Source organism: Cohnella mopanensis (genome assembly GCF_022352055.1).
Lineage (GTDB): Bacteria > Bacillota > Bacilli > Paenibacillales > Paenibacillaceae > Cohnella > Cohnella mopanensis.
The window spans coordinates 63,902-84,123 of record NZ_JAKRWM010000021.1 but is presented as its reverse complement, the minus strand read 5'-3'; the positions used below and the strand labels follow the sequence as shown (position 1 = coordinate 84,123).

The 20,222-nt window shown below is 49.9% G+C and carries 21 protein-coding genes; 2 read left to right on the top strand and 19 right to left on the bottom strand.

Annotated elements, in window-relative coordinates; translation table 11 throughout:
• Positions 1–10 precede the first annotated feature (10 nt).
• The 7 genes from kduD to L3D05_RS22690 form a co-directional block, all read right to left on the bottom strand.
• Positions 11–781 carry a 2-dehydro-3-deoxy-D-gluconate 5-dehydrogenase KduD gene (gene kduD, locus L3D05_RS22715; RefSeq protein WP_239618669.1) on the bottom strand — a complete coding sequence of 257 codons (771 nt, stop codon included), beginning with the start codon at positions 779–781 and terminating at the stop codon, positions 11–13.
• Positions 753–1,523 carry a DeoR/GlpR family DNA-binding transcription regulator gene (locus tag L3D05_RS22710; protein WP_239618668.1) on the bottom strand — a complete coding sequence of 257 codons (771 nt, stop codon included), beginning with the start codon at positions 1,521–1,523 and terminating at the stop codon, positions 753–755. Before L3D05_RS22710 ends, kduD begins: the two co-directional genes overlap by 29 nt.
• Before the next feature lie 50 nt (positions 1,524–1,573).
• Positions 1,574–2,404, bottom strand: coding sequence for a 5-dehydro-4-deoxy-D-glucuronate isomerase (gene kduI, locus L3D05_RS22705; RefSeq protein WP_239618667.1), 831 nt, complete (start codon positions 2,402–2,404; stop codon positions 1,574–1,576).
• 74 nt (positions 2,405–2,478) lie between these two features.
• Complete coding sequence (locus L3D05_RS22700) at positions 2,479–3,285, bottom strand: hypothetical protein (protein WP_239618666.1); 807 nt, start codon at positions 3,283–3,285, stop codon at positions 2,479–2,481.
• A gap of 24 nt (positions 3,286–3,309) precedes the next feature.
• Positions 3,310–3,540 (bottom strand): hypothetical protein, encoded by a 231-nt coding sequence (locus L3D05_RS22695; protein WP_239618665.1) that lies wholly within the window; start codon positions 3,538–3,540, stop codon positions 3,310–3,312.
• A 24-nt stretch (positions 3,541–3,564) separates the two neighbouring features.
• A complete protein-coding gene (locus tag L3D05_RS26525; protein ID WP_255807678.1) occupies positions 3,565–3,693 on the bottom strand; it encodes a hypothetical protein in 129 nt (42 codons plus the stop codon).
• A 24-nt stretch (positions 3,694–3,717) separates the two neighbouring features.
• Entirely contained in the window at positions 3,718–3,867 is a 150-nt protein-coding gene (locus L3D05_RS22690) for a hypothetical protein (RefSeq protein ID WP_239618664.1), read from the bottom strand.
• A gap of 640 nt (positions 3,868–4,507) precedes the next feature.
• Between L3D05_RS22690 and L3D05_RS22685 the strand changes: the two genes are divergently transcribed.
• Entirely contained in the window at positions 4,508–5,203 is a 696-nt protein-coding gene (locus L3D05_RS22685; protein ID WP_239618663.1) for a helix-turn-helix domain-containing protein, read from the top strand.
• A gap of 116 nt (positions 5,204–5,319) precedes the next feature.
• Here L3D05_RS22685 and yunB read toward each other — a convergent pair whose 3' ends face one another.
• The 4 genes from yunB to L3D05_RS22665 form a co-directional block, all read right to left on the bottom strand.
• Entirely contained in the window at positions 5,320–6,327 is a 1,008-nt protein-coding gene (gene yunB, locus L3D05_RS22680) for a sporulation protein YunB (RefSeq protein WP_239618662.1), read from the bottom strand.
• A gap of 89 nt (positions 6,328–6,416) precedes the next feature.
• The gene (locus tag L3D05_RS22675) at positions 6,417–7,448 is read right to left on the bottom strand and encodes a dienelactone hydrolase family protein (RefSeq protein ID WP_239618661.1); all 1,032 of its coding nucleotides are present in this window, start codon (positions 7,446–7,448) and stop codon (positions 6,417–6,419) included.
• 117 nt (positions 7,449–7,565) lie between these two features.
• A complete protein-coding gene (locus tag L3D05_RS22670) occupies positions 7,566–7,988 on the bottom strand; it encodes a GreA/GreB family elongation factor (RefSeq protein ID WP_239618660.1) in 423 nt (140 codons plus the stop codon).
• 185 nt (positions 7,989–8,173) lie between these two features.
• Positions 8,174–8,410, bottom strand: coding sequence for a hypothetical protein (locus L3D05_RS22665; RefSeq protein ID WP_239618659.1), 237 nt, complete (start codon positions 8,408–8,410; stop codon positions 8,174–8,176).
• A 240-nt stretch (positions 8,411–8,650) separates the two neighbouring features.
• Here L3D05_RS22665 and L3D05_RS22660 point away from each other — a divergent pair, with 240 nt between their 5' ends.
• Positions 8,651–9,550 (top strand): hypothetical protein, encoded by a 900-nt coding sequence (locus L3D05_RS22660; RefSeq protein ID WP_239618658.1) that lies wholly within the window; start codon positions 8,651–8,653, stop codon positions 9,548–9,550.
• Between the two features lie 110 nt (positions 9,551–9,660).
• On the opposite strand, the gene L3D05_RS22655 is transcribed toward L3D05_RS22660, so the two are convergent.
• The 8 genes from L3D05_RS22655 to L3D05_RS22620 all read right to left on the bottom strand — a co-directional run bounded on the left by L3D05_RS22655 (position 9,661) and on the right by L3D05_RS22620 (position 20,206).
• Positions 9,661–10,479: an MBL fold metallo-hydrolase gene (locus L3D05_RS22655; protein ID WP_239618657.1), complete on the bottom strand. Its 819-nt coding sequence runs from the start codon at positions 10,477–10,479 to the stop codon at positions 9,661–9,663.
• 5 nt (positions 10,480–10,484) lie between these two features.
• Entirely contained in the window at positions 10,485–11,732 is a 1,248-nt protein-coding gene (locus L3D05_RS22650) for an MFS transporter (RefSeq protein WP_239618656.1), read from the bottom strand.
• Positions 11,725–13,491, bottom strand: a complete 1,767-nt coding sequence (locus L3D05_RS22645; protein ID WP_239618655.1) for a glycoside hydrolase family 36 protein — start codon at positions 13,489–13,491, stop codon at positions 11,725–11,727. Before L3D05_RS22645 ends, L3D05_RS22650 begins: the two co-directional genes overlap by 8 nt.
• A 55-nt stretch (positions 13,492–13,546) precedes the next feature.
• Positions 13,547–14,380: a carbohydrate ABC transporter permease gene (locus L3D05_RS22640; RefSeq protein ID WP_239618654.1), complete on the bottom strand. Its 834-nt coding sequence runs from the start codon at positions 14,378–14,380 to the stop codon at positions 13,547–13,549.
• A gap of 13 nt (positions 14,381–14,393) precedes the next feature.
• Positions 14,394–15,275, bottom strand: a complete 882-nt coding sequence (locus L3D05_RS22635) for a carbohydrate ABC transporter permease (protein ID WP_239618653.1) — start codon at positions 15,273–15,275, stop codon at positions 14,394–14,396.
• Positions 15,276–15,346: 71 nt separating this feature from the next.
• Positions 15,347–16,708: an ABC transporter substrate-binding protein gene (locus L3D05_RS22630; protein WP_239618652.1), complete on the bottom strand. Its 1,362-nt coding sequence runs from the start codon at positions 16,706–16,708 to the stop codon at positions 15,347–15,349.
• Positions 16,709–16,800: 92 nt separating this feature from the next.
• The gene (locus L3D05_RS22625; protein ID WP_239618651.1) at positions 16,801–18,396 is read right to left on the bottom strand and encodes a response regulator; all 1,596 of its coding nucleotides are present in this window, start codon (positions 18,394–18,396) and stop codon (positions 16,801–16,803) included.
• Positions 18,389–20,206: a sensor histidine kinase gene (locus tag L3D05_RS22620; RefSeq protein ID WP_239618650.1), complete on the bottom strand. Its 1,818-nt coding sequence runs from the start codon at positions 20,204–20,206 to the stop codon at positions 18,389–18,391. The genes L3D05_RS22625 and L3D05_RS22620 overlap by 8 nt, the downstream gene beginning before the upstream one ends.
• Positions 20,207–20,222 lie beyond the last annotated feature (16 nt).

The window sequence follows — 20,222 nt, the reverse complement described above, 5'->3', positions numbered from 1 at the left end:
AGTGCTTTAGTTAGCGGTTCATCCAGCCACCATCGACGCAAAGGACATGCCCATTCATATAATCGGACGCTCCCGATGCGAGGAAGATGGCAGGTCCGATCATGTCCTCGTCCGTTCCCCAGCGCCCCGCAGGAATACGATCGAGGATTTGGCGGCTGCGAGCAGGATCGTTACGAAGAGCTTCCGTGTTGTCGGTTGCCATATATCCGGGCGCTATCGCATTTACCTGAACGCCCTTGGAAGCCCATTCGTTCGCTAGCGCTTTGGTCAATCCGGCAACCGCGTGTTTGCTCGCCGTATAGCCGGGAACGTTAATGCCTCCTTGAAAAGATAGCATCGACGCGATATTGATTATTTTGCCATAGCCTTGTTCGATCATCAGCTCTCCGGCTAGCTGGCAAAGGACGAATACCGAATTCAAGTTGACGTCCAGCACTTCCTGCCAATCGGAATAAGCATGCTCTACGGCAGGGGTGCGACGGATAATGCCGGCGTTGTTAACGAGAATATCCAATCCTCCGAACGTCTCGATCGCCGCATCGAGGATCGAAGGCAACTTGCTGCGGTCGGCAACATCGACTTGCACGATGCGCGCTTTGCTACCTAACGCTTCGACTTTCGCTTTCGTCCCTTCCGCCGAGGTGCGGTTCGTGACGAGCACGAGGTTCGCTCCCGCTTCTGCTAATCCGGTCGCGATTGCTTGCCCTAAGCCGCGTCCCGCTCCGGTAACGATAGCGGTTTTGCCGGTGAGATCAAATAAATTCCGTTGCTGCTCTTTCAATTTTCACCGAACCTCCTTCGTATCGACGGAATGTCTCATCGTCGAGCCCGTCGTCCGTAATCAGAACATCCAAATCTTGCAACGCGGCGAACGTCTGGAGCGCCGCGCGATCGAACTTGCTATGATCGGCAACGCCATAGATTTCCTTCGCGCCGGACAAATAAGCTTTCTTCAAATCAAGCAATTCGCCGGTGAACACGGACAAGCCGAACTTATCGTGAACTCCCGTCGCCGATAAAAACAACTTCTGAACATTCAAACGGGTGAGCCAATCCAAGGCATCATTGCCGATCAACACGTTTCGATGACGATAACCCCCGGGAACGACTAGACGAATATGCTCCTTCATCATCAGTTCCCGGATAATAAGCAAATCATTGGTTAATACGGTAAGCGGAATATTAGGAAGCCGCTTGGCGATCTCTAATGTCGTACTTCCCGCATCCAGCGCAATGACGTCGTCTTCGCGTATATAACGTAGCGCGTGAACGGCGATCGCTTCCTTTTCCTTGGAACGTTTCGTATTCGGAATCTGCAGAGGGAGCATCGGATCAGATTGATCGGATCGGCTTACCGCTCCCCCGTGAATCCGGGTCAGCAACCCTTTTTCTTCTAACTTCTCCAGGTCCTCGCGAATCGTCTTAGGCGTTACGGACATAAGCTCGCTTAACTCGGATACCTGTACGGTGCCTTGCGTTTGAAGCAGATCAAGAATCGATTGATGGCGCGTTACGGCAAGCATAATGGGGCTTTCCTCCCAGTAGAGGTTGTTCTCATAACCTTATTCTTACTCTACTTTAACGCATCCATAGGCACGACATCCATATCTTTGAACGTATAGTTTTCTCCGGCCATTGCCCAGATGAATGCGTAGCTGCTCGTTCCCGCTCCAGAATGGATCGACCAAGCCGGCGAAATAATCGCTTGTTCGTTAGCGACGACCAGATGACGGGTCTCGTTCGCTTCGCCCATGAAATGGAACACTCTGGCGTCCGCATTCATATCGAAATAGAGATACGCTTCCATACGACGGTCATGCACGTGAGCCGGCATCGTATTCCAGACGCTTCCCGGTTTAAACAACGTTACGCCGAGCATCAGTTGGCAGCTCTGCACGCCATTCTCGTGAATGATCTGGTGAATGGTGCGCTCGTTGGACGACTCAAGCGAACCTAAGTTAAGCGTATTCGCTTCTTGCACGGACACTTTGCGGGTTGGATATGTCGCATGAGCCAGCGCGGAAGTGAAATAAATTTTAGCCGGTTCGGATGCATTGCCGCTGGACAGCTTCAACTCGCGTGCCCCTTTACCAACATATAACGTGTCGAGCTTGCCGAGCGTATAACGTTCTCCATCTACGTCTATCACGGCTTCTCCGCCGATATTAATAAATCCGATCTCCCTGCGCTCCAGAAAATATTCCGTCTTAAGCACGTCCGCCGCTTCGATCGTTAACGATTCTTTGATCGGCAATGCGCCTCCGATGATCAAACGGTCGTCATGCGCGTAAACCATCTTTACTTGATCGGCTTCAAATAAGCTCTCGATTAAATATTGCTGGCGCAGCCTCGCGGTGTCGTAGTGCTTGGCATCGGCCGGATTGGTTGAGTGTCTGATTTCCATTATGAACAGCCTCCTAGTTCGTTTTCGTTTGAATTTATTATAACACACATTTTCGAACATTTGTGCACGTGTGTTTATTTATTATTTATTTGCGCTTTATTCGCCGCACTCACCAACCATCCACCAGCCAAGGTACATTTTTGGCCTTCGTTCGCCGGATTCACCATTCGTCCGCCAACCAAGGCACATTTTTGGCCTTCGTTCGCCGGATTCACCATCCGTCCGCCAGCCAAGGTACATTTTTGGCCTTCGTTCGCCGGATTCACCATCCGTCCGCCAGCCAAGGTACATTTTTGGCCTTCGTTCGCCGGATTCACCATCCGTCCGCCAGCCAAGGTACATTTTTGGCCTTCGTTCGCCGGATTCACCATCCGTCCGCCAGCCAAGGTACATTTTTGGCCTTCGTTCGCCGGATTCACCATTCGTCCGCCAACCAAGGCACATTTTTGGCCTTCGTTCGCCGGATTCACCATCCGTCCGCCAGCCAAGGTACATTTTTGGCCTTCGTTCACCGCACTCACCAACCATGCGCCAGCCAAGGTACATTTTGTGCCTTCGTTCGCCGGATTCACCATCCGTCCGCCAGCCAAGGTACATTTTTGGCCTTCGTTCCCCGCACTCACCAACCATGCCCCAGCCAAGGTACATTTTTGGCCTTCGTTCCCCGCACTCACCAACCATGCCCCAGCCAAGGTACATTTTTGGCCTTCGTTCCCCGCACTCACCAACCATGCCCCAGCCAAGGTACATTTTGTGCCGTCGTTCGCCGGATTCACCCTTCGTCCGCCAACCAAGTTACATTTTTGGGCTTCGTTCGCCGCACTCACCAACCCTGCGCCAGCCAAGGTACATTTTGTGCCTTCGTTCGCCGAATTCACCATCCGTCCGCTAACCAAGACACTTTTTTAGCCTTCGTTCGCCGGATTCACCATTCGTCCGCCAACCATGGAACATTTTTGGCCTTCGTTCCCCGCACTCACCAACCATCCTCTAGCCAAGGCACATTTTTGGCCTTCGTTCGCCGGAGTCACCAACCGTCCGCCAGCCAAGGAACATTTTTGGCCTTCGTTCGCAGCACTCACCAACCTTGCGCGAGCCAAGGTACATTTTGTGCCTTCGTTCGCCGAATTCACCATCCGTCCGCTAACCAAGACACTTTTTTAGCCTTCGTTCGCCGGATTCACCATTCGTCCGCTAACCAAGGTACTTTTTTGGCCTTCGTTCGCGGCACTCACCAACCATGCGCCAGCCAAGGTACATTTTGTGCCTTCGTTCGCCGAATTCACCATCCGTCCGCTAACCAAGACACTTTTTTAGCCTTCGTTCGCCGGATTCACCATTCGTCCGCTAACCAAGGTACTTTTTTGGCCTACGTTCGCGGCACACACCAACCATGCGCCAGCCAAGGTACATTTTGTGCCTTCGTTCGCCGCTCCCACCAACCATCCGCCAACCAAGGACATTTTTGGCCTTCGTTCGCCGAACTCACCAACCATCCACCAGCCAAGGCACATTTTTGGCCTTCATTCGCCGCACTCACCATTCATCCGCCAACCAAGGCACATTTTTGGCCTTCGTTCCCCGCACTCACCAACCATCCACTAGCCAAGGCACATTTTTGGCCTTCGTTCGCCGAACTCACCAACCGTCCGCTAACCAAGACACTTTTTTAGCCTTCGTTCGCCGGATTCACCATTCGTCCGCCAACCATGGCACATTTTTGGCCTTCGTTCCCCGCACTCACCAACCATCCACTAGCCAAGGCACATTTTTGGCCTTCGTTCGCCGAACTCACCAACCGTCCGCTATCCAAGACACTTTTTTAGCCTTCGTTCGCCGGATTCACCATTCGTCCGCCAACCATGGCACATTTTTGGCCTTCGTTCCCCGCACTCACCAATCATCCACCAGCCAAGGTACATTTTTGGCCTTCGTTCGCCGCACATGGTCAAAATCAAAATAACACTTGTTAAAATTCCATTTTTGAGGTAATTTAGCAGAAACACAACAAATCACTACGGCCGTGAAGCACACGCCGCTCTTACCGGATAAATACCGGTTAGGGCGGCTTTTTAAATTTAATAGAGAGGAAGTTTACTCGCGATGAAAAACCAGCCTGGGATTCAACTTGATGAAATGTTTGAAGTAACTTACGAATCATGGATGAATGTTCAGAGGACAAAGAGCAAAGGCGAGCGAAAACGAAGGCTTACTGATATTTCCAATCATGCCGAGAAAATGTTTCTTGCCCAAGTCTGGTGGCCTTCGTTTGGACATTTCGCAAACTTGAATGCAGAATTTGCGGTCAGAGATTTCAAAGACGGTTGGCGTTACTTAGACTTTGCGTTTATTACTGAAGGCTATAAAATCTGCATCGAGGTTGACGGCTATGGTACGCTTTTGAAGGATTTGGACCGGTACCAATTCGCGGACCAATTAATTCGGCAAAATCACCTTGTGGTCGACGGTTGGATCGTGATGAGATTTTCTTACGACGACGTTAAAGATAAACCGCGTCGCTGCCAGCAAATCCTCCAACAATTGTTCGGTAGATTAAGCAACATGAATTCGGCTCGGCTGTCACCTTCTGAGAAGGCCATATATGACCTAGCCTGCGCGAACGATTCGCCAATTACGCCTTCGTTAACCGCTTCAAAGCTTGGCATACATAGAAAAACGGCTGCAAGGCATCTTCATACGCTTATAGAAAAGGGATTACTAATTCCTTTCGCCAAGGAAAGCACCCGAATCGTTCGGTATCAAGTGACCTCACCGGATTTCCGTGCTCTTAACTTATAGTTCGGGTTTGGGCTGGTTCGGATTACGTTGATCACCTATTACTAAGACAAATAAGACCGCCGAATTGCCGGCAGTCTTGTTATGCCTTCAGCAGCCTTATCGACTAGTTAACCGCTTCAGTGTTCCTCTTGCGGGACCGACTCTCCGAGCGCATTATTGGGCGTAGGGAGCGCGATCGAAGGAGCTTGTGCGGCGCCGTTGCCTACGGGATTGCCGTTATTGTCGTAATAGTACGTTGGGACGTCCCCAACGACTAACGCATAGGAGAGCGGGATTTTCGTTTCCAACGTTTCAGGCTCTTTATCGAAAGGGATAACGACGGAAATTTCCGTTCGAATGCGAACGTACACTTCCACGAGCAGCATATTAATGCCCGCATCCCTAGATTCCGTCTCGACGTCTACTTTAAGCACGCTTGCCGGATGAAATCGGACAGATACGCTCGGTCCGATCGAGGAAATAAACGGACTGTTCAACGCATGCCCCACCGGAATTCGCTCCGGAACATCTTCGTGCTCCTTCAGCACGCGGTTCACGACATCGATCGTTTTCGCCGTAATCGCCATTTGCTGTTTGTAATCGATCTCGAATCCGGTAATTTTACCTTCCACATTCGTCTTCCAGCGGATCATCTGATCCGAATCGGCCGTTTGTGCGATTTCTTCCTTGATCGCCGTATTGATCGCTTCCGTCGCTAGCTGGTGAACGCGGATTTTGGCCAGAAACATGAGCGGCTGCCGAAGCTCCCGATCCAGGAAGATCGTCCCTTGAACAAGGATGAATGTCATCAACAGCGCCATGATCAGCCAGAAATGCTTGCGCTTCAGCCTGCGTTGCGGTCGCTTGGGCGGAGCGAATTTCTTGGCTGGCGTATAACCGGATCCGCGGCGGCTAGTAGAGAACCATTTTCGCGTTCCCCATTTGCGAGGTTGCGGCCTGGAAGGAGTTCCGCCATATGATGAGGTAAATCCCCCTCCCCACTTCCTTGGTTTCGGCTTTGGAATAACTCCGCCGCGCAAAGAAACCGATCGCCCACCCCATTTCCTCGGAGCGCGCTTAGGTAAAGATAAGTTCCTCATGAAGGCCCAAGAAAATCCATTCCCCCATTTTCTGCGCATACTCATATCCCCATGCCTCCCTTTGCACTACCTACGAGGTCGTCCTAGGATTCCATGGTTCAAGCTTATGCGCGGAGCCGTCGAAAAAGATCAGCCTATTGCTCCCCTTTCGCCAATACCGATTGGAGCCAATCGAAAGAATATCGTCCACTAATTTCATGCTTCCCATGAAATAAATCGAATCCGATTAAGTGTTCGGCATTCGCTTGTCTATAGATCCGCTTCAGCTCTTGAACGGCCTTAGTAAATCCGTGAGCCGGAAAAATCGGATCGGCATCGCCCGACTCCAGGAATAACGGGCGCGGTGCGATCAACCCGATCAGCTCGGGGAGTTCAGCTTGCATCAGAATCCCCGGCGTATAGTTGCACAAGCAATGACGAACGGCCATAAGGCTATCCTGATACGTATTCGGAAATCCGATTAACAAAGACGCTCGTATACGTTCATCAAGAACCGCGGCAACGTATGCGATTAGCGATCCGCCGGAAAATCCCGCAATTCCGATTTTATCCGAATCGATTTCCGGTCGTCGCGCGAAATAATCGAGCGTACCGAGCAATTCAGCAACTCTAAGTCCTGTCAGCGTCTTACCAAGCATGAGCAAGTGCGTAGACAGAGTATGGTAAGAGTTCGGCGCATTCGGATCTACCGCAAGATCGGACTCCAGCCTGCGCTCGCCGAAGCCGATCACGTCCGGCGCGATCACGACGAACCCCTTCTTGACGAGCTGAATCGCGAAATGCTGATAGACGTCCGGATCGCCGTTATCGCTTGCTCCGTCTTCCCGCATCCCGCATATTTGCCTGCTGCCATAACCGTGGCCGTGAACGGCAATTACGCCGGGCAGCTTTCCCGAAGGCTTCGATGGGATAAGGATATAAGCTCCGAATGTCAAACCAGAGACCGCAGATAATTCCACCCGTTCTCTAATGAAGCCGTCGCACTCGACCCTCTCAAGCATAGTTGGGCGATCAGCTTCCGTAAGCTCGAATTCGCCAAGGGACTCCCTAAGCGATCGTATAAGCCTAGTCTTTTTCTGCTCCGTCGGCTCCGATTGAGCGCGATTTTCCCTTTGGAGGCGCGCTTGCACAACCAATGTATCTAGGAATGCATCCCCGTTCCACATTGTTATCCCCCCGTGATCTCTTTGATATAAGCGCTATATTAAGTTCCATTACATTCTAATCAAATAAGACTGCCGATATCATCGACAGCCTTACAGTTGTATTCGATAAGAATTCCGTCAGCCGAAAGACACGTCGGATAAGAGCATGCCATAACTTCCGGAAGGAGAATCCACTTCGATTCGATCGCCTACACGGGCTAAAAGAAGCTTGCTTCCCAACGGAGACATGAAGGAAATATGCCCAAGATCCGCATCGATATGCTGCGGCAATACGATTTTGTAAGTTTCTTCGAAGCCTTCTATGTCATCAACGACGGTGACAACCGAACCAATCCAAGCAAGAAAATCCGTTTCCCCTTGCAAGGAGCCATCCAGAACCAACTGGATATGATCCATATATCTGTTAATAAGTTTTTGCAATTCTTCTACTTTCGCCGCATCCGGGTAAAGCTTTCGTAGCAGTTCAGACTTCTCTTGTTCGAAATAGGTTGCTTGAGCGATCAACTCTTCATTAAACTTCGCGTTGTCACTATGGCTCATACAGAGTATCCCCCTCTTTTCCAGCGGATACATACTCTGTCATAAGCTTGAACAACGTTTTCATAGTTCAATTCCTCCTCATAGAAAAATAGACCCTTCGAGAGGGTCTTAAAGGTATCATAGCAGATTAAATTCGTTTGTCTATCGCATAGCGAACAATCAAGCCTGTAAGAGAGAATATAGCTTCAGATCAAAGCTAAAGCCAGTAACGTAAACAGGGATAAAGTTAAAATTTCTCCACCGCCACCAAACCCCCATGCCGACGTATGAGCTTTGCCCGATAAACGGAGTCCGTCCGATGTCCGTAAATAGACGTTCTCCCTATCTACGCCAACGATAACCCCTTCATAACATCCGCAACGAGTATGAAGGCGTACCCGGCGATTCATATGTTTATTGCATAAGTGATACATTTCCTCCATGTGAGATGAACCTCCTCTCATCATCAAACTTACGAGCCTTTGTATCCTATGAAAGGCATGTGTCCAGAGATTGGACTATCCCAATAATGTGCTATTGTTCCTATCGCCGCTATTCCCCGACTAAGGTCTAGTTCAACATAAGCCCCTTGACTGTATCCCCTCGTATTTCCATTATCGTATAATAACAACAAGTCATGATAAGATCGTATGCATTCATTATTCAGAGGAGCGTTCACTAGGATGAGAAGAAGAAACTATAAATCTATACAGATCATGACAATGGTCATCACAATGGGACTGCTGGCCGGCTGCGCCGAGCTGTCCGACGATAAGATCGAAGAGAACGTAAACAAACAAGTCGAAAAGGTCAACAACTCGATTTCGAAAACCGTGCAAAATGCGACGATAGATTGGATGGACGAAACGAAACAAAACGGCTTGAACAATAAATTATCCCTCAAACAAGAGATCGGATCGGCTACAAGCGTATTGCTCCATAACGAAGTCGGAAACATTGAAGTGAAAACCACTTCAGACGATCAAATGACCGTGAGCACCACAATCTGGGTTAATAAGGAAAGAGCCTCCGAGAAGGATCTTCATGCGATATTGGATAACGCCGAAACCGAGGTTATCGCGGACGGAGATCAGTTGAAAATCGTCACCCACCCGAAGGATCATCCGAAACATAATATGTGGGACTGGGCGCAAGATAAATACGGCTACTCGGAAATGTCCATTGATTATGTCGTTGAGATTCCCGCAGGTATCACAAGCTACGAGATTACAAGCAATGTCGGTTCCCTTCAACTCAGTAATCTAGAAGGGAAGTATGATGTACATAATGATGTGGGCTCCATCCTCATCGAGGGGGCACGTATCGTCGGGGAATCCCGTATCCAGTCTTCGACTGGCAGCGTTCAACTCGGAATTGACCGAATGGATAGCGATAGCAGGCTCGAAGCGGCTACGGAAGTCGGAAGCATTATCGCCAAGCTTGCCGATTCCCTAGCATGCGATCTGGAGACGGTTACGGAGCTAGGTCAGGTGACGGGAGCCGATCTTGGAGAAAGTAAAAGAAACGGCGGAGGACCGCTATTGAAGCTGAGGACTTCGATTGGCTCGATTACGGTTGAATAGTCAAGCAAATAAATAAAAGGCCTGCTTACGGAAAAATTTTTCCGAGAGCAGGCCCTTTTCTTATTCAAGATCATACTTGCCGATGATCAAAACTCCTAAAACTCTCAAACTCAAACTTCGACAACCATCCCATCATACGCAACGGTAATAGAATGAGGCGCAAAAATTTCTTCTAAATCCGAATGCAGCAACTGCGCATTGTGCGAGAAATGGGTAACGACGATTTGGCTACCCGGCTTCAGCATTCCGTACTCCTGCATTCTGGCTTGCGTTTCGAGCACCGCTTCGACGTTCATGTGCGTTTTTCGGTAGTCGATATTTCCCATCGTACATTCCAAAATAACGAAGTCGAGCTTCTTGTTCTTCAGCCAAGCCCAAGTTTCTTCCGGTATCGTGCCGGTATCGTGCCCGTACAGAAGGGATTTGCCATCCTTCTCGATATAATAGAGCAGGCAAGTCTCGTTCGGGTCATGGGCCGCAAGAAGCGGAACAGCCATCGCGGTCTGCAATTCGAGCCTCTCGTAAGCACGCACACGGTGCAACTGGAATTTCCCGCGCTCGCCTTGATTAGCTTCGAACGTTTGCCTGATTTTCGCCAAAGTCATGTCGTTGCCGTACACGTGAATCGGATGGTCCTCCGACTTCGCATACCCCGGAAACCTCGCTACCATATCCTCCGCGTACAGATGATCGGAATGGGAATGGGTGAAGAGAATATGTTTCACTTTATCCAGATCAAGTCCGTCCCGAAACATATGGGTTAAGGTGTCCGGGGGAAAATCGATTTTGACGTCATCATCCAGCAAGACGGACGTCCTCGTACGGAAGTTTTTACCGCCAAGCTGCTTAGCCTTCTTGCACAGTTCGCAACCGCAGAATAGCGCAGGAATGCCTTCGAAGGCGGCAGTCCCTAGAAATCGGACTTTCATGTCGCTCATCGCCCTTCGTTAAAATGAGAATCTTGTCTATGGCTAATAAAGAGGGAGATGATCCCTAATGCGCTAATGACCATCCAGAAGACAAGCACGCCGTTCCAGCCCCAATGGTCGATGAAGAATCCCGTCGTCGCAAGCGCCGCTCCCGTTGCCATATAGCCGCAGAAATCGAGAAAGCCCGAGACGGACGAGACGGCCCCGTACTTGGAGAACGACATCGGCAGCACTCCCAGAATAATCGTATTGGCGCCGAACATGGCAGCGGAGCACAATCCGAGAAACAGCATCGCTACGATGACGTTAACGTGGCCGAACAGCATCAGGCCGAGCGCAAACATCATTCCGAGGAACAGCATCGTAATCGTAGTCAGCTTCTCGTTATTTTTGAACAACATATTGACGTATCCCGAGGACAGAATGCCCACGAAATTCATCAGCGGGATGAACAAGACGAAACCTACCGTTTGATTAAGGTCCAAATGCTGGGTTTCCATTAAGAAGATCGGTGCCCAGATGGCGATCCCCTCTTTGACGACCGACTGGGCGATCGCGGCCAGCGCCACGTACCATAGCTTCGTTTTGACGATGGCTTGCCTCAGACTAAGCTTCTCTACGGGGAAGCTGCTATCTTCATTCGCATAGAGATTAGGAGACTTCAACCCGATTTCCTTCGGATGGTTTTTACTTAGCAGCAACCAAGCCAAAGAGAAAACCGCAATGAATATTCCCGGCGTCCAGAATGCCGCTCTCCAACCCAATTCAACCGAAATTTTACCGGACAAGCCCCAACCGAGCACGTACCCGGCAACCATTGAAGTCGAGAGCGCGACCGCGATTAGGCTTTTTCTTTGGTAACTGAACCACTGGGTAAGCATATTGGACATCGGTCCCCACAGCCCCGACTGGACGTAAGCATTAACGGACCAAATCAGCACCATGGCCATGAGCGATGCGGTAAAACCGAATAAAATGTTGGCCACGCCCGCTAAGAGCAAGCCAAGAAAGACGAACATCCTGCCCGATACCTTGTCGCCGATCATTCCGTTTATTAGCTTGCCGATGGCATACACCCAGAAGAATATGCTGCTGATTAAGCTGATCTGCGATTTACTGAAATCGAATGCTTGTTGAATGTCCGGCAATGCGATGGATAAGTTTACTCTCCCGAAGTAGACGCTTGCGTAACCGAGCCAGCACAGTCCGAAGACGATCCATTGCCACTTCAGAAGTTTCTTCTCTTTACTCATGCTTCATCCGAATCATTCCCGAAGGGGGAACCTTAAAGCGATGAATGCCTGGATCGAGCCGAACTTGACGGTTCGAAACCTCCGTCCCCGCACAATCCAACACGGTCATTCTGCCCTCGATCCGTTTCTCCAGCTCCACGATTATCGAATCGCGAGAAGTCCCGTTGATGAATAAGTAACATTCCGACGCCGATCTATCCACTCTAACGATTTGCTCGCCGTATACGGCGGCGAGAAACCGTCTTTCGTCATTGGCATAGACAACCGGATACATGAAATCCGGGGCAAGCGGGCGCAACGAGCCATCCAATAGCAATTCCCGTTGCTCGCGCCAGAACGCCAGCCAGTATGCGACGACCCGTCGATGCTCCTCCGGCAGCCGGTCAATGAGAACCGATAGCTGCGGCACGGAGAATAGAGAATGAATGAACTGCAAAGCTACGTTCTCCGGTTTATCGTTCCAGTTCCACATCATCATGTCCGAATGAACGGCGGTATCGCCGCTGAGCAGGCGAATATCGATCGAACCGATTCGATTCTGGCTGTAGTTGTTCGGGCAATCCGCGACCCGGAACATGTTGCCGTATTTTCTCATGAGAGGGCCTACGTATTTTTGACGAAACTCGATCATGACGTCGGGTTTAATCCCCTTAAGTCTCGTCATAACGTCGGAGAGCAGGCGATCGACCGCCTCGGGCACGGAATCGTAATCTCTGCCCTCTCCTAACGAGAATCTCATTTCCTCCGATAGATTGAACGAATCGACGAAATCGAGCTTAAAGCCGTCGATATCCCAATCCCGCAAAGCGTTCTCGTAAATGCCAATCAAATATTCCCGGACCTCGGGAAAACGCGGATCGAATACCGCCGTGTCCGGACCATCGTAGGTATTGATGAATTTCCCTTCGAACCGACTCCATGCCTTGGAGTACCGGCCGACGAAAGGAACGGAATACCAGAGAATAAACTTCATCCCCAACGCATGTACGTTATCGACGAACCCTTTCATGTCCGGAATCCGGTCTGCCGACGTTTCCCAGTCGCCGCAATAAGCGTATCCTCGTTCGTTGTTGGCGGTTTGCCAGCCATCGTCCACGATAACCGCTTCGCATCCGAGCTGCTTGGCCAGAAGGCATTGCTTCTCGATTTCCTCAGGATCCAGCTGCTGATGAAAGCTGTACCACGTCGAGTACATCGGAAGCCGCGCCGTTTCCGGAACCTTGGCTGGCTCATATCCCGGAATGGACGCCCACCAGTCCCCGACTTCCCGCAAGCTGTCCGCATAGAAGATGTCTCTCGTGTCGATTCGGATGATCGCTTCGTATCGGTCGATCGGCGGACAAGCTTCCGTGAACAGCTCCAGCGACAGTTCGAATTGAGCGGACTCCTCGCGAATGCCGGCGCGCATAAGGACCGGCCGCATCGCATCCGACAAGGCGACCGTCAACCGATTGTGTCCGGCCGCGTTGTATAGCGAGCATACGGGAGCAAGCGAAGTTGCCTTCGAATAGAAAGGCGCGCTGAAATCGATTCTGATTCCTTTTTCCCGGTTCGCTCCCGGATCCCAATACCCCGATATATCGATCGCAGGATATTCCCAAGATAAGCGGATCGCTTCCGGGATCAAAGGCTCGTCCGCTTCTATCGCGAAGCGGACATAAGCTATGCCTTCCGACTCGCCCGCAGGCTCAACCAAGTAACGGAAACCTTCTCCGCCCCCGCTTACCGTAAATTCTCTATTCCCAACTTGATACAGCATGTTCTTCCTCCTTGCCAATCCCTATGCCAATTTCATCATCATGACAATATGCCGTTTAACCTTTCACTGCCGAACTTACGCTCAACGCTTTCTCGATTTGTTCGGAGAACAACAGGTAGACGATAATCGTCGGAACGGTCGAAATGACCATGACGGCGCCCATCGCGCCCCAATCGGAACCGAACTGCGTCTGGAAATACAACAGGCCGAGCGGCAAAGTCTTTAGCGAATTTTCGCTTATCATAATCAACGCGACCAGAAATTCGTTCCAAGAAAACAGGAAGACGAATATGCTTACCGATGCGATGGCCGGCTTCACGAGCGGAACCATTATGCGGAAGAAAATCGTATATACGCTAGCGCCGTCAATGGCTGCTGATTCTTCGATTTCATAAGGCAACGATCGGAAAAAGGCATAGAATATAATCGTTGCGAACGACAGTTGAAAAGCAACATAAGGTACGATTACGGCTAAATAACTGTTCTGCAAATGCAACGTACGCTCCATAATCAAGAGCGGAATCAAAATGATCTGCATCGGAATGAACATTCCCGCAGTCATGTAAACTCTGCTTGCGTTGGCGAACTTCCACTTCATTCTCGCGGCTGCATAGGAGAACATCAGGGCAAGAATTCCCGTAAATACAACCGTTCCGATCGATACGATCAAGCTGTTCTTGAAATACGCGACGATATCGAATACGCCGAAGGCGTTGCTGTAATTTTCGAAGCGCCAATGCTTCGGAATGCCGAATACGTTGGTCGAGAAAATCTCTTCGTTGTCCTTAAAGGAATAGAACAGCAACCAGATGAGCGGATACAGGCTGACCAGCACGAAAAACGAGAGTGGACCGTAAACCAGCGCTCGAGATGTCAATCGCTTTAACATAAGATCCCTCTCCTTAATAACTTAATTTGTCTCTCGCCACGAATTTATTAATGAGAATCGTGAACAGCAAGCACTCGAGAACCAGGATCGCTGCGGCTGCGGAGCCATATCCGTATTCGCCCGAGCGGAATGCGGCTTTGTACATCATAAAGGTTAACGTATACGAAATATTGCCGGGACCGCCGTTCGTCATGACGAACATGTTCTGGAATGCGTTTAAACCGCCCGTAATGGCGATAATAAGGCAAAATTTATACGTTTCGCTAAGGAGCGGAATCGTGATTTTCCAGTGCATTTTCCAGAATGGGGCTCCGTCGATCTTCGCAGCTTCGTACAGATGCTCGGGAATAGATTTGATCGCCGTGTAGATGAGCACGAATTGAATGCCTAAGTTATGCCAAGCGCCAGAAAAAGCGATTGCCCAGATCGATGTATGCTCGCCGACCAACCAAGCTTGCTCGTAGTTAATGCCGAACATCGCGAACAAACTGTTGATCAAACCTCCGTCCGCGTTGTAAATCGCGATCCACAGCTGGGATACGACGACGCCGGATAGCACGACCGGAACGAAATAGCTCGTACGGAAAAACTTGTGGCCTTTCAAACTCTTGTTGCTCAGCGCGATCGCGAGCAATGTTCCCAAGCCCATCTGGTATACGACCAGCACAAGGGCGAAGATGAGCCCGTTCATGAGCGAGACCCAGAAATCGTCGTCTTCCAAGAGACGAGCATAGTTGTCTAAACCGATAAAAGTTGCCGGCGATAAGCCATCCCAATCAAAGAAGCTTTTCTGAAACGTCTGCAAAATCGGAATGACGACAATGACCGTAAAAAAGACCAACGTCGGCACGGTAAAGACGAGCAGCGCCAAATTGTATTTTGCTTTCGTTGTCATGTGCTCCTCCTTTCCGAACAACAGGTTGTCCCAGATGACAAGGACAACCTGTTTTCGTTCCATTTATTTTTTTATTTACGAGCCGTTTCGAGAGCTTTGTTCATATCTTTGATGTAGTCGTCCGTTTTTTGTCCCGCGAACAGCTTTTGCGTGTTATCTTCGATCGCGGTTTTGTATTTCGCGTTTTCATAGCCCCAAGCGAAAGTCGTCATCGACTTGAAGTTCGCGGAATCATCCGAATATTTTTGTTGAACCGGGTTCAAACCGTTCGTAGGTACGACTTTCTCGACGAGGATCGAGTTAGGATCCGCCAATTGAATGACGCGTTGTTTGGCGAACTCGATGGAGAACAGTGCCGCGTATTTAGCCGCTACTTCCACGTTTTTCGAATTTTTGGAAACAGCGAAGCCTTGGTTGAAACCGCCGCCGCTCATGTTCCATTGCACTTGGTCGGCTTTGTCAGCATCGACTAGCGGGTTGTACATAATGTCCAGCTTGTCACCCAGGTTCTCGTATTGGAAAGCCATTGACCATGCGCCGTTGATCAGCATTGCTGCTTTGCCGGACTTGAACTGCGCCGCTGCGTCATCCGCCGTCGTGTTGAAGGCGTTTTTGCTTAGAAGTCCCGCTTTGATCAACTCGGAAATTTTGTTTACGCCTTTCGTGTAAATCTCGTCCGAGAACGTGCCTTCGCCGGCGTCGAGCTTCTTCAAAGCGGCCGCATCGCCGGAACCGGTGATCGCCATGTCGAGCATGAGCACGCCAGGCCATTTTTCTTTACCGAACAGCGCGAGAGGCGTAATGTTTTTCGCTTTGAACGCTTTGACCGCCGCGAGTAATTCATCGTAGTTCGTCGGAACTTTGATGTCGTTTTGCGCGAACAGATCTTTGTTGTAATAGAAAACGCCTGCCCATTGTCCTACGTTAGGAACGGAGTAAGAATGGCCGTCCTTGTTCCACAACATCGGTTTGGAGCTTTCGTTCAGCAAGGACTCGATGTTGTTCGCTTTGATGACATCGTCCATTACGTACAGGTTGTCCGATTTTTTCAACGTTTCGATTAAGCCGCTGGACGCGAAGAAAATGTCCGGCAAAGATCCTGCAGCCGCATAAGTTTTGATTTTTTGCTCATCGTCTTGTGCCGCAACTTCGAACTCGACTTCAACTTCCGGCATCGCTTGCTTCAAAGCTTCTTTCGCAGCATCGTATACCGGTATTTCAACGCCGCTGTATTGCGCATAGAACTTCAATTTGACCGAACCCGCTTCAGGCGCTTTGCTTTCCGCAGGCGTGGACGCGCTCGGCTCCGTCGTTGCGCTAGGCGCGCTAGATGCGTTACTGCTTTTGTCGTTGGACCCGCAAGCCGATAGGGCAAGCGTGAGCATGGAAAGCGCAAGCAGCATTGAAGCGGGTTTTTTCATTTTGTTCTTCACTGGTGTATCCCCCTTAGTAATTTCGATCTGTTTATATTTTATAAAAGCGCTTCCAAGACTGTAAGGGATAAATCGGAACACATTTGTACATTTCAACCTCTTTGTCGCGTTGCCTCGTATTCGCTAGGAGATAACCCGGTATGCCGTTTGAAGCTTTTGCTGAAATGTGCGGGATCTCCGTAACCGACACTCTCGGCGATATGGGTTAAACGTAAATTTTGGCTTGATGCGAGCAACTCCTTCGCTTTCTTCATGCGGGTTTCGAACAAATAGTCGCTGACGCTCATGCCTAGACCATCCTTGAAAATCTTCAACAAATACCGAGGTTGGACATAAAAATGTTTGGCGATGTCTTCGACTTTCAACTGGCTATCCGGGTAGTTCGTATCGATGTATTCCCTGGCGGCCGCGAGAAGATTGCCCGATTTGGAACGCTTAACGTTGTTCGAATGTCTAGCTACGTTCAAATACAAGTCGGATATCCATTCGAATGCCGCTTCCAAAGTAGGCTTGTTCGTAATTTCCTCGAACGGCGAGAAATCCTTGGGCATGATCTCTTCCACGCTTTTGCCGATTTCATAAATGAAAGTCAAGCATAGGGAAACAAGCCCCGCCATGATCATGTGGATATAATCGCCGGAAAGCTGGTGAGTCCGAATGTAATTCCGAATCTCTTCCAACGTGCTCTTGATTTTCTCTTCGTCGCGCAGCCTTAGATGAATAAGCAGATTCTCGTTCATCTCGCTTGGGTAGAAGCCGATATTCGCGGCCTTGGAGGAGATATCCCGATAGAGCAGCACATCGGTTAAATTCATCGAGATTTTGTTACGCAGCGCGATAACGGATTCCTTGTAAGATTGGCGGATATAAGCGATCCCGCTTCCCGCCGTACCTACGCCCACCGTAACACTAAAACCGAAATGCCTTTTGATCAGAACGCAAAGTTTGGAATACCCCTCCGCGGAAAATCGGGAATCCCCGCCCTCCTCCGTATACTGCAACAACGAGATAATGCGGTTTTCCGGACCGTTAAACAAATATTGCCGCCCGTCGATATGAACCAAATCGTTGAGCAGGTTAGCGATAATATATTTACGCAGACGGATTTCGCCCGAATCCGGCCACTGCTCGTGAAGGCTGTCGATTTCGACGGAAACGACTTGGAACAGCGTATTCTCCTGAAGCTGAAATAAACCCATTTGATTCTTGATCGTCTCGTTATCCTCAGCATATTCATTGCTGATAAGCAGGTTTAAGAAGCTTTCCTTCCAGACTTGCCGCTCCTTCTGCGTCTTGTCCCGTTCCATCCGCGCTTTGTCCATCGACCCTTTTACTTTGGCTAACGCGATAAGCAGTTCCTCTTCATCAAAGGGCTTCAGAATGTAATCGTCCACGCCGATCTTGACCGCTTGCCGGGCGTATTCGAATTCGCTGTGCCCGGTTACTAGCAATATAAATACGGAAGGATACAGATCCTTCACTTTGGCAGCGAGATCCATCCCGTTCATATAAGGCATATTGATATCGATAAATGCGATATCCGGCAGCTCCCGTTCGATAAGCTCGAGCGCCTCTACCCCGTTCTTCGCCTCGCCGCATATTAGGAAGCCATTGGCGTTCCAGTCGATTACGCTTTTGAAATAGGCCCGGAATGCCGCTTCATCATCGGCGAAAATTACTTTATACATCTAGGTTTTCTCCATTCGTAAGTGGAATATCCACGATGATGTCCGTTCCTCGCTCTTTGCCGCTTTGAATGGAGATTCCGTAACGGTCTCCGAAATAAAGCTTGATCCGTTCATCGACGCTGCTCAACCCGAATGAGTTTCTCTCCCTCTTGCCTTCCTTGAACCGCTCAAGTTCCTCGACCGGGAAACCGACTCCGTCGTCCGATACTTGCAGGATCATCGTATCCCCATGCTTGTAGCCCGAGACGGTAATATGGCCGAAGCTTCCCTTTTCTTTAATCCCATGGTAGATCGCGTTCTCGACCAAAGGCTGGAGGGTCAACTTAGGGATCGAGTAGTTCAACAGGTCGTTCGGGATATCGATGCGAAAATCGAACAAATCCGAGTACCGGGCGCTCTGGATATAGAGATAGCTTTGCAAATTTCGCGTCTCTTCCCTTACGCTTATGATTTCCCTGCCATTGCTTAGGGCAATCCTATAGAAATCGGCGAGAGCTTTGGTCGCTTTGCCCGCTTCTTTGCTTTCCCCCGCTTTGCACAAGACGTAGATCAGATCGAGCGTATTGTAAAAAAAATGAGGCTTGATTTGCTCTTGAACGAGCGCGAACTCGTACTCTCTTTTTAATTGCTGCTCTTCTTTCACTTTAATCAGCAAATCGTTCACCCTGCCTAACATGATGTTAAGGCCCGAGCCGAGAATGCCGATTTCGTCGCTGCTCTTCACCTCGACGGGACGATCGATATTCTCGTCGCGAATTCGGCTAACGTGCTTGGCGAGCGATATTATCGGCGTTGCGATCGCCCGCGACAGAATAATTGCGCCGAACAGGGCGAAGAGAAGACATACCCCGCCTACGATCAATATAATTCTCGACACTTGACTGGATTCCCGGGTCAGATCTCTCAAGGCAATCTCGTTAACGAGCTTCCAATGCGATTGGCCGAACGGCATCGCCGTCAACAGCACTTTTTTCCCTGCCGCATTTTTCGTTTCCTTCAGCACCGTTTGCTCCGCGAATATTTCCGACCTCTTGTCCGGCTCCAGCGGCTGCAAAATCCTCATCTCTTCCGTGGAAGAGATGACAAGCCCCCGGCCATCGACGATATAATAACCGTTCGACTGCTCGGGTCCGACCGGATTATAGACCGCCGACAACGTCTTCTCGTCGATATTTACGAACAAATACCCGAGCGTCTCCATCGTCTCCGTATCGAGTATTTTTTTGCCAACGGTGAGTACGGCCTTCTTCTCGTCCAACACCCAGAAGCTTCTGCGCTCCATCGGGAACCACTTCATGATGCCGTTGCTGCCCGCAACCTCGCGATACATCGAGCTCGCCAATCCCTCATTCATGCCTTCTACCAATCTTGTGTCGGTAGTATACACATTCTGATTCCGGTCTATGAAAACGGCAGATTCGACTTCCCGGAAAATAAGCTTGGCGAAATCGAGTTTGTTCTCGATCTGGCTTCGCAACAGATGATCTTCGCTCAGCGGACTTTCTTCGTTCATTAAAGGAAGCTTAGTGCTTTCCAAAGCCTTCAGTTTGGTCTCTTTATTCAGATCAAGCATCGCGATGTTGGCGAAGCTCTCCGCATTCGTTAGAATCGTATCCACCCTAGTCGTAATGAGCCTGGACTCGTCCAGCATGTTTTTCTTCGTTTTCTTGATGATCGCATCCGTATTGATCGTATATGACATATAGCCCAGCAAAAGTAACGGAATGAACACGAGCGGGAAGTAGATGAGTAAGATTTTGTTCTGAATCCTCTGGCTTCTAAACCAATTGCTGCCGACGCCTTTCCTCATGTCTCTTCCCCTTTTC

What these genes read in the sequence shown, in the direction of transcription:
- L3D05_RS22710 (WP_239618668.1), bottom strand. Translation starts at nt 1,523, where the DNA reads ATGCTTGCCGTAACGCGCCATCAATCGATTCTTGATCTGCTTCAAACG.
- kduI (WP_239618667.1), bottom strand. Translation starts at nt 2,404, where the DNA reads ATGGAAATCAGACACTCAACCAATCCGGCCGATGCCAAGCACTACGAC.
- L3D05_RS22700 (WP_239618666.1), bottom strand. Translation starts at nt 3,285, where the DNA reads ATGGTGAATTCGGCGAACGAAGGCACAAAATGTACCTTGGCTGGCGCA.
- L3D05_RS22695 (WP_239618665.1), bottom strand. Translation starts at nt 3,540, where the DNA reads ATGGTGAATTCGGCGAACGAAGGCACAAAATGTACCTTGGCTCGCGCA.
- L3D05_RS26525 (WP_255807678.1), bottom strand. Translation starts at nt 3,693, where the DNA reads ATGGTGAATTCGGCGAACGAAGGCACAAAATGTACCTTGGCTGGCGCA.
- L3D05_RS22690 (WP_239618664.1), bottom strand. Translation starts at nt 3,867, where the DNA reads ATGTCCTTGGTTGGCGGATGGTTGGTGGGAGCGGCGAACGAAGGCACA.
- L3D05_RS22685 (WP_239618663.1), top strand. Translation starts at nt 4,508, where the DNA reads ATGAAAAACCAGCCTGGGATTCAACTTGATGAAATGTTTGAAGTAACT.
- yunB (WP_239618662.1), bottom strand. Translation starts at nt 6,327, where the DNA reads ATGAGTATGCGCAGAAAATGGGGGAATGGATTTTCTTGGGCCTTCATG.
- L3D05_RS22675 (WP_239618661.1), bottom strand. Translation starts at nt 7,448, where the DNA reads ATGTGGAACGGGGATGCATTCCTAGATACATTGGTTGTGCAAGCGCGC.
- L3D05_RS22670 (WP_239618660.1), bottom strand. Translation starts at nt 7,988, where the DNA reads ATGAGCCATAGTGACAACGCGAAGTTTAATGAAGAGTTGATCGCTCAA.
- L3D05_RS22665 (WP_239618659.1), bottom strand. Translation starts at nt 8,410, where the DNA reads ATGGAGGAAATGTATCACTTATGCAATAAACATATGAATCGCCGGGTA.
- L3D05_RS22660 (WP_239618658.1), top strand. Translation starts at nt 8,651, where the DNA reads ATGAGAAGAAGAAACTATAAATCTATACAGATCATGACAATGGTCATC.
- L3D05_RS22655 (WP_239618657.1), bottom strand. Translation starts at nt 10,479, where the DNA reads ATGAAAGTCCGATTTCTAGGGACTGCCGCCTTCGAAGGCATTCCTGCG.
- L3D05_RS22650 (WP_239618656.1), bottom strand. Translation starts at nt 11,732, where the DNA reads ATGAGTAAAGAGAAGAAACTTCTGAAGTGGCAATGGATCGTCTTCGGA.
- L3D05_RS22645 (WP_239618655.1), bottom strand. Translation starts at nt 13,491, where the DNA reads ATGCTGTATCAAGTTGGGAATAGAGAATTTACGGTAAGCGGGGGCGGA.
- L3D05_RS22640 (WP_239618654.1), bottom strand. Translation starts at nt 14,380, where the DNA reads ATGTTAAAGCGATTGACATCTCGAGCGCTGGTTTACGGTCCACTCTCG.
- L3D05_RS22635 (WP_239618653.1), bottom strand. Translation starts at nt 15,275, where the DNA reads ATGACAACGAAAGCAAAATACAATTTGGCGCTGCTCGTCTTTACCGTG.
- L3D05_RS22625 (WP_239618651.1), bottom strand. Translation starts at nt 18,396, where the DNA reads ATGTATAAAGTAATTTTCGCCGATGATGAAGCGGCATTCCGGGCCTAT.
- L3D05_RS22620 (WP_239618650.1), bottom strand. Translation starts at nt 20,206, where the DNA reads ATGAGGAAAGGCGTCGGCAGCAATTGGTTTAGAAGCCAGAGGATTCAG.